The organism is Cobetia sp. SIMBA_158, from assembly GCF_046566945.1.
GTDB classification, from domain to species: Bacteria; Pseudomonadota; Gammaproteobacteria; order Pseudomonadales; family Halomonadaceae; genus Cobetia; species Cobetia amphilecti.
The window spans coordinates 1-263 of the sequence record NZ_JAWJYL010000522.1; the positions used below are offsets into that span (position 1 = coordinate 1).

The following is a 263-nucleotide window of genomic DNA, read 5'->3' on the forward strand; positions in this document are numbered from 1 at the left end:
CACTAACGCAAGTATGGTAATTACATCCAGGAAATTTTCTTTAAACTGGCTTAGTAAATCTTGCCCTTTATCAGGAACATATAAGGTATCCCCTGCTCTTAGGACTGGAATATTTGCTGAGTTTGGCGATTTAATAAAGGCTTCTAAATCAAACACTCTTGATTGCTCTTTACAACAAGAATGATTAACCACAACTATTTTATCAATGAGTGCAGAGTTTGAAGGGCCGCCGGCCTCAGCTAATACATCTAAAATGCTCATTG

1 pseudogene is annotated in these 263 nt (G+C 37.6%); it reads right to left on the reverse strand.

Annotation, left to right across the window (positions count from 1 at the left end):
* Nucleotides 1–263, reverse strand: a pseudogene (locus tag R2R70_RS20935) (sugar ABC transporter substrate-binding protein); the annotation flags it as partial.